Genomic DNA, 6742 nt, shown 5'->3' with positions numbered 1-6742 from the left:
AGGCGAGGAAGAGCGTCGGATAGATGACCTGGACGTCGATGTCCTCGGCGTCCATGGCCTCGAGGCGGGCGTTCAGGTCCGTCAGCTCCTGGCTGTCCAGGCTGTCCAGGTTCTTCCCCTCGATCAGCGCGCCGTGCCGGGTGGGCTTGCCGTCGACCCGGGCCGGGGTGCTGAAGTTGTTGCACCCGGCACCCGAACGCCGCGGCACCACCTGCTCGCCGATCATCCAGTAGAACATGCCCCCCGAACCGACGATGGCAGGCCGCCGGGCCCGGAACGCCGGGTCCATGTACTTGTCGTCGAAGGTCGCCGGGCACTCGTTCACGTGACCGTCCGCATCGATGATTCGCATGGCCGTACCCATTGCCGATTTGGCGTGGCAAGTCAAGCAGCAGTCCCCCGCAGCCGTCAACACTGCAAACCACAAGCGCTCTTTCCGGTCTCACGGTATCGTGTTACGCTCCCGGCCATCATCGGCAGCCGGGAGGACCCATGCAGCTCATCGAGCGCTTGTTCAACAAGAAGGACCACGGCGTCGCCGGGTTCCTGGCCCACCCGCAACGGACGGAGCCGGGGCCGGCGCTGCTGCTGATCCACCCGAAGGGCGGCTTGACGGACTACATCAAGATCGAGGCGCGGAAATTCGCGGCCCTGGGGTACAGCACCTTCGCGCCCAACGTCTTCGAGCAACTGGGCTATCCCGAGCCGACGCACATCGTGAGCGGCGGCGAGATCCAGGCCAAGACCTCCGACGACCAGTTCGACGCCGCGCTGACCGAGAGCTGGCGATTCCTGCTCTCCCAACCCCACGTGGACAACAAGCGTGTCGCGGTGTCGGGCTACTGCATGGGCGGAAGAATCGCCATCAACTTCGTCGCGGCAACCCCCGAGGTACGGGCGTTCGTGGGCTACTACCCCACGGTGCGTGACGAGCCTCCCACGGACATGCGGCCCATCCCGCCCTGGGAGAAGGCCAAGCTCATACGCTGTCCTTCCATCAACCTATATGGCGCGGACGACGTGGTCACGAACATCCCCGTGCAGGACAGGATGATGTACGCCTTCCGGGAGAACGGCCAGCCGCTGGAATGGCATTTCTTCCCGTTCGGCGGACACGGGTTCGTGGACCCCAACGCGGTGGGCTATCACGCCCACGCCGCGGAACTGGCTTGGCCCATGGTTGTGGACTTCATGGAGCGCGAGCTCCAATGGGCGCCGGAACCCTGAGCACCGGAAAGGAACCCACATGGCGCGGTTCGTATCCGACAGCCTTCCCGACGACGCCCTGGCGCTGCTGCTGCCGGGCAACCTCGCCGCCAAGCAGGGCCGCGTGGTCCAGATCATCACCGTGGACGAAGAGGGCTGGGCCAACGCCGGCATGCTGGGCTACGCGGACGTCATCGCCAAGGACGGCGGCAACCTCCATCTCGCGACCTGGGGCGACGGGGAATGCGCCACGGATCTCAGACGGAACGGCCGCATCACCCTGCTGGTCATCGACGAGGACATGGCCTATTACGTGAAGGGCCAGGCACGCGAGGTTCAGGTCTCGGGGGATGTTCTCACGGACGTGAACGACGGCGGCGGCCACTCCGCCCTGGCCTACTTCCACATCGCCGTGCAAGGGGTATTCGAGGACCGGATCCCCACCGCCAAGGTGCTGGGGGGCGTCACCTTCGAGGGTTCGGAATCCGAACAGGAGGCGCACGACGCCATCCTCAAGAAGCTGGCGTCCCTTTAGTGACCTGTCCGTGATTGGGGCCGCCCATCAGCGGAACACGACTTCGACATGGCCCAGCGAGTTTCCTTCGGCCTGACCCCCATCCAAACAGGCGTCGACTTCGACCACATTAGCGAAGTCGTTCTCCGGGCGGAGGAGCTGGGCTTCGACTCGGTGTGGCTGAACGACCACTTCTTCACGTCGAAGTTCTTTCATCCGCTGCCGCCGCCCACCGCCCCCTTCTACGAGTCCTGGGTGACGCTTTCGGCGCTGGCGCCCCTGACCCGGCGCGTCCGGCTCGGCACCCTCTGCTCCAACGTATCGTTCCGTAACCCGGCGCTGCTGGCCAAGATGGCCGCGTGCCTGGATGTCATCAGCGGGGGACGCCTGGAACTGGGCCTGGGCGCGGGTTGGTTCGAGGAAGAACACACGGCCTATGGGTTCGGCTTCCCGGGCATGGAGCAGCGGGCGGGGCAGTTGAGCGAGGCCGTGGCCATCATAAGGCGCATGTGGGAGGAAGAAACGGTTACCTACGAGGGCAAATGGTTTCGCACCCAGGACGCCTATTGCAGCCCCAAGCCGCTGCAAACGCCCCGTCCGCCCATCACCATCGGCGCCCGCGGGTCGCGGACGATGCTAAGGGTGGCGGCACGGTGCGCCGACCGCTGGAACATCCAAACCCCCATCCGCCCGGCGCAGTACCGGCGGAAGCTGGATTTTCTCGAAAGACATTGCGAAGAGGCGGGGCGCGATCCGGCGGAGATCGGACGCTCGCTGTGGGCCGGCACGATCATCGGCGAGAACCGGGAAGACTTCGCCCGTGCCGCCGAGGCGCTGGCGCTGCCGCACACCGCCTACCTGGACGCCCGCATCGCCGGGACCCCGGAGGAGTGCATCCAGCGTATCCAGGGATTCGTCGAACTTGGCGTCGCGGAATTCATCCATTACTTTACCCATGACGAGCTTCGCAGCGTCGAGCTCTTCGCGACAAAAGTCATACCTGCGTTCAGGTGAACGCAACCAATCCACAAACCGAACAAGGGAAGGAGAGAGACCCGATGGCACAGGAATCACCAGGACTACCGACGGAACCGGACCTTTCGGCGGACGTCGTCATCATCGGATCGGGCGCCACCGGGTTGCCCGCGGCCATCGTGGCGGCGGACGCGGGCGCGTCCGTCCTGGTGGTGGAGACCAACTACGACGTGGGCGGCCACGCCATCATCAGCGGCGGCAACGTGCCGCTGGGAGGCGGCACCAGCGTCCAGCGCCAGTACGGCATCGAGGACTCTCCGGACACGGTGTTCGCCGACCTCACGGACTGGTCGGTGGTGCAGGTTAACGGCTCCCCGGACTACCGCTACAGCGACCGGGCGGTGATCCGGGCCTTCGCCGACCACTGTGCGCAGACCTACGAATTCCTGGTGGCCAACGGCGTGAAGTTCAAGGAAGGTCCGCCCGACAGCCGGGGCGCCCATTCCACCGGCAACTCGGCGCACCGGGAAAACCATACCTACTGGGAGCACGGCGCCGGCCTGGCCAGTCCCAACGCCAGGCCCGGCACCGGCTTGGTGCGCCCCCTGGAGGCCAGCGCCCGGGAGAAGGGCGTGAAGTTCCTGCTGAACTACAAGATGTCCTCCATCGTCCGGGAGGGGACCGCCGGGCGGGTCGTCGGGATCACCGCCGAGCACACGCCTACCGTCATGCCGGGAAGCACCACCCCGCTCCGGAGTTACCGCTCCGAAGGCAACGTCGACCGCACCGAGCCGAGCCTGACCATCCGCGCCCACAAGGCGGTCATCGTCGCCACCGGCGGCAGTACCAGCAACGTGAACTTCCGGCGCATGTTCGACCCCCGGCTCACCGACGTCTACCAGGTGGCCGGCGAGCCCTACACCTATCAGGACGGCAGCGGCGAGATCGCCGCCATGGCCGTGGGCGCCTCCCTCTGGGGCCTGGCCAACCAAGTCCTGGAGAACGGCGACAACATCCGCGTGCAGCGCGCCCTGGGCACGCGCTGGAACTACATGCCGTGGGAGCTGGAGAGCCCCATATTCCCGCTGGTGCGAGCCGCGGGCCTGTCCGTCAAGGACTGGCATGACCTGATCCTGGTGAACCAGGTGGGCGAGCGCTTCTACGACGAGACCCAGGGAGATTACCCCGAGGGCAACAAGCACGGGGACATCGATCCGTACACGCCCGGCGACCACCGCAACACCCACATCAAGTATGACCCCCATCACTCCAACTTCTTCAACGCCGCGGTGGCCATGAACGCCTCCTCCAAGCCTCCCGACTACTCGGGCGGACCGGTATGGGCCATCTTCGACGCCGACGCGGTGGAACGCGAGGGCTGGAACGTCACCCCGCCCTACGTCGACCCGGACGGCTACTTCTTCACCGCCGGCACCCTGGCCGACCTGGCCGCCGCCATCGAAAACCCCTGGCAAGCCGCGCCCATGAGCGGCGCCGTCCTGGAGGCCACGGTGCGGCGCTACAACAGCTTCGTGGACTCCGGCACGGACAAAGACTTCGGCAAGCCCTCTCCCAAGTACAAGATTGAGAAGCCGCCCTTCTACGCCGCCTGGGGCACCCCCCTGGTCCACGACAGCCGAGCCGGCCTGCGCATCAACGAAAAATGCCAGGTTCTCGACATGAACGGCGAGATCATCCCCGGCCTCTACTGCGGCGGCGAGTCCGCCGGCGGCTTCAACCAACACGGCATGGGCCGCTGCACCGTGCAGGGCTACATCGCGGGCAGGGAGGCGGCGGCGGAAGGGTGAGTTCACGGGGTGTCCAGGTTGCATGGATGTGATAGTGTGAGGCCAGCGAGTCTCTGATGCGCGCGGCGAGCGACGCGAGAAAGATCGAGCGGCTGATACAGGGCATTGGCCGTCTGGCCAAGGGGCCGGGGCGCGTTTACTTGGTCGGGGGCGCGTGTGCGGTGATGATCGGATGGCGACCGACCACTGTCGATGCGGACCTGAAGCTTGACCCGGAGCCGGAGGGCATCTTCAACGCCATCGCAAGGCTGAAGAGCGAACTCGACATGAACGTCGAGTTGGCTGCGCCGGACGATTTCATTCCGCCGGTGCCGGGCTGGAAGGAACGCAGCCCGTTCATCGTTCGCCATGGATCAGTAGACTTCTTTCACTACGATTTCTATGCACAGGCACTGGCAAAGATCGAGCGCGGGCACGGGATTGATCTGGACGATGCGCGGCAGATGACGGCGCGCGGGTTGATCAACGTAGCGGGACTTGTCCGCTGGTTCGACGCCATCACACCGGACATCGTCCGTTATCCCGCCCTTGACCCGGACGCGTTCCGAGCGAAGGTCGAAAGTTTTGCCGGAGGCAAGTTCCATGGTGGCGCCGGGTGACGGCATTCCTGGAGCGGAGTTGGTGGCGGCCGGTGTCGAGGCGCTCCGCCGGGGGGAACTCAGCATCGAGGCGTTGCTCGTCGCAGTCGGGGCGCCGCGGCTACGGAGCTTGGGAATCCCGGTGCCGGACGACGGACGCTTGCCGCATCACCCGGAGCTTGCTCTTTATCACGCAGTCGGACAACGCTATCCTGACGACGCGCACTCGCGGTACAATGCCCTGATCCGGCGGCTCGTGAGCTTCGAGCACGAGCTCGAGCGGCGCCGGTACTCCGCGACAAAGCGCCCAACTCAAGCCGGTAGCAGCGGCATGAAGAGGAATTGAAAGAAATACAGCAGAAACGGATAAAACGAACGCCTGAAAAGGAGGAACCGTCATGGAAGAAGCCATCATCTCGGCAGACTCGCATGTGATCGAGGTCCCGGACCTCTGGGAGAAGGGGTTGCCGTCGTCCCTGCGGGACCGGGCACCCAAGGCCTACTTCGACGAGGGGCGTGACGCCTGGATGTTCGGAGGCCCCGACGTGATCCCGCAGGCCGTGGGCGGGCTGTTCATGGCGGGGCAGCGGCCAGAACAGGTGGAGGAATTCCGCCGGGCCGGCTTCTCCGTGGCCCGGCCCGGGGGCTGGGACCCGGTGGAGCGCGTCAAGGACATGGCCATCGACGGCGTGTCCGGCGAGGTGCTCTACCCGAGCCTGGGACTGGGTTTCTTCTGCGTCGACGACGCAAAGCTGCAGGAAGGCCTGTTCCGCACCTACAACGACTGGCTCATCGAATACTGCCAGGGCGCCCCTGACCGACTCTTCGGCATCGCCCTCATCTCCGCCTTCGACATGGACCACGCGGTGGCCGAGATGGAACGCTGCCGGAAGGCCGGGATGCTCGGCACCCTGATCTGGCAGGTGCCCCACCCCGACCTGCCGTTCACCTCGGACCACTACGAGCGCTACTGGGCGGCCTCCCAGGACCTCGACATGCCGGTGCACCTGCACATCCTCACGGGGTTCGGCGACAGCATGCACCGCCAGACGTCCACGGGCATGAAGCGCTACCGCATCGGCGTCGAGCAGACCCGCGAGATCGAGGACGCACTCTTCGACATCATCTTCTCGGGCGTGCTCGAACGCTACCCCAATCTCAAGGTTGTCTCGGTGGAGAACGAGATCGGCTGGATGCCCTTCTGGCTCGGCCAGTGCGACAAGAACTTCCGGCGCCACCGCCACGCACAGCCCCTGTCCATCGACAAGCTCCCCAGCGAGTACTTCCACCGGCAGGTCTACGCCACCTTCTTCAACGACCACATCGGCGGCCGGCTGTTGGGCTGGTGGGGCGCGGACAACTGCATGTGGTCCAACGACTACCCGCACCAGAACTCGACCTGGCCCAACTCCCGCGACGTCATCGCGCGGGACCTGGGCAGCCTCGAAGCCGGCGACCGGTCCAAGCTGCTCACCAACAACGTGGCGAGGCTCTACAACCTCAACGTGTCGCCGCTGGAAGACGCGGCCTGAGAACCGAAGCGGCCCCGGCGGCCGCCCCCCCCGGGGCCCCCCCCCCCACCCACAAAAAAAAAAAAAAAACGCCCCCCCCCCCGGGGCGCGGGGAGGGGAAGGGGGGGTGAGGGGGAAGGCCAAAACCCC

Annotated in this window: 8 protein-coding genes; 7 read left to right on the top strand and 1 reads right to left on the bottom strand. The window is 65.8% G+C overall.

Features of this window, described 5'->3' with window-relative positions; genetic code table 11:
- Positions 1-352: hypothetical protein (locus OXU42_02710; protein MDE0028299.1), on the bottom strand; the 352-nt coding region annotated here is incomplete at its 3' end.
- Between the two features lie 140 nt (positions 353-492).
- Between OXU42_02710 and OXU42_02705 the strand changes: the two genes are divergently transcribed.
- The 7 genes from OXU42_02705 to OXU42_02675 are packed head-to-tail and all read left to right on the top strand — an operon-like array spanning position 493 to position 6613.
- Positions 493-1227: a dienelactone hydrolase family protein gene (locus OXU42_02705; protein ID MDE0028298.1), complete on the top strand. Its 735-nt coding sequence runs from the start codon at positions 493-495 to the stop codon at positions 1225-1227.
- A gap of 19 nt (positions 1228-1246) precedes the next feature.
- Entirely contained in the window at positions 1247-1741 is a 495-nt protein-coding gene (locus tag OXU42_02700) for a pyridoxamine 5'-phosphate oxidase family protein (GenBank protein ID MDE0028297.1), read from the top strand.
- Between the two features lie 48 nt (positions 1742-1789).
- Positions 1790-2734 carry a TIGR03560 family F420-dependent LLM class oxidoreductase gene (locus tag OXU42_02695; GenBank protein MDE0028296.1) on the top strand — a complete coding sequence of 315 codons (945 nt, stop codon included), beginning with the start codon at positions 1790-1792 and terminating at the stop codon, positions 2732-2734.
- Positions 2735-2778: 44 nt separating this feature from the next.
- Positions 2779-4503, top strand: coding sequence for an FAD-dependent oxidoreductase (locus OXU42_02690; protein MDE0028295.1), 1725 nt, complete (start codon positions 2779-2781; stop codon positions 4501-4503).
- A 56-nt stretch (positions 4504-4559) separates the two neighbouring features.
- The gene (locus OXU42_02685; protein MDE0028294.1) at positions 4560-5102 is read left to right on the top strand and encodes a hypothetical protein; all 543 of its coding nucleotides are present in this window, start codon (positions 4560-4562) and stop codon (positions 5100-5102) included.
- Complete coding sequence (locus tag OXU42_02680) at positions 5086-5427, top strand: hypothetical protein (GenBank protein ID MDE0028293.1); 342 nt, start codon at positions 5086-5088, stop codon at positions 5425-5427. Before OXU42_02685 ends, OXU42_02680 begins: the two co-directional genes overlap by 17 nt.
- A gap of 52 nt (positions 5428-5479) precedes the next feature.
- Complete coding sequence (locus OXU42_02675; protein ID MDE0028292.1) at positions 5480-6613, top strand: amidohydrolase family protein; 1134 nt, start codon at positions 5480-5482, stop codon at positions 6611-6613.
- Positions 6614-6742 lie beyond the last annotated feature (129 nt).

Source organism: Deltaproteobacteria bacterium (genome assembly GCA_028818775.1).
Classification (GTDB): Bacteria; Desulfobacterota; Binatia; order UBA9968; family JAJDTQ01; genus JAJDTQ01.
This window is presented reverse-complemented; position numbering and strand designations above follow the sequence as displayed.

What these genes read in the sequence shown, in the direction of transcription:
- OXU42_02700 (MDE0028297.1), top strand. Translation starts at nt 1,247, where the DNA reads ATGGCGCGGTTCGTATCCGACAGCCTTCCCGACGACGCCCTGGCGCTG.
- OXU42_02685 (MDE0028294.1), top strand. Translation starts at nt 4,560, where the DNA reads ATGCGCGCGGCGAGCGACGCGAGAAAGATCGAGCGGCTGATACAGGGC.
- OXU42_02675 (MDE0028292.1), top strand. Translation starts at nt 5,480, where the DNA reads ATGGAAGAAGCCATCATCTCGGCAGACTCGCATGTGATCGAGGTCCCG.
- OXU42_02690 (MDE0028295.1), top strand. Translation starts at nt 2,779, where the DNA reads ATGGCACAGGAATCACCAGGACTACCGACGGAACCGGACCTTTCGGCG.
- OXU42_02705 (MDE0028298.1), top strand. Translation starts at nt 493, where the DNA reads ATGCAGCTCATCGAGCGCTTGTTCAACAAGAAGGACCACGGCGTCGCC.
- OXU42_02695 (MDE0028296.1), top strand. Translation starts at nt 1,790, where the DNA reads ATGGCCCAGCGAGTTTCCTTCGGCCTGACCCCCATCCAAACAGGCGTC.
- OXU42_02680 (MDE0028293.1), top strand. Translation starts at nt 5,086, where the DNA reads ATGGTGGCGCCGGGTGACGGCATTCCTGGAGCGGAGTTGGTGGCGGCC.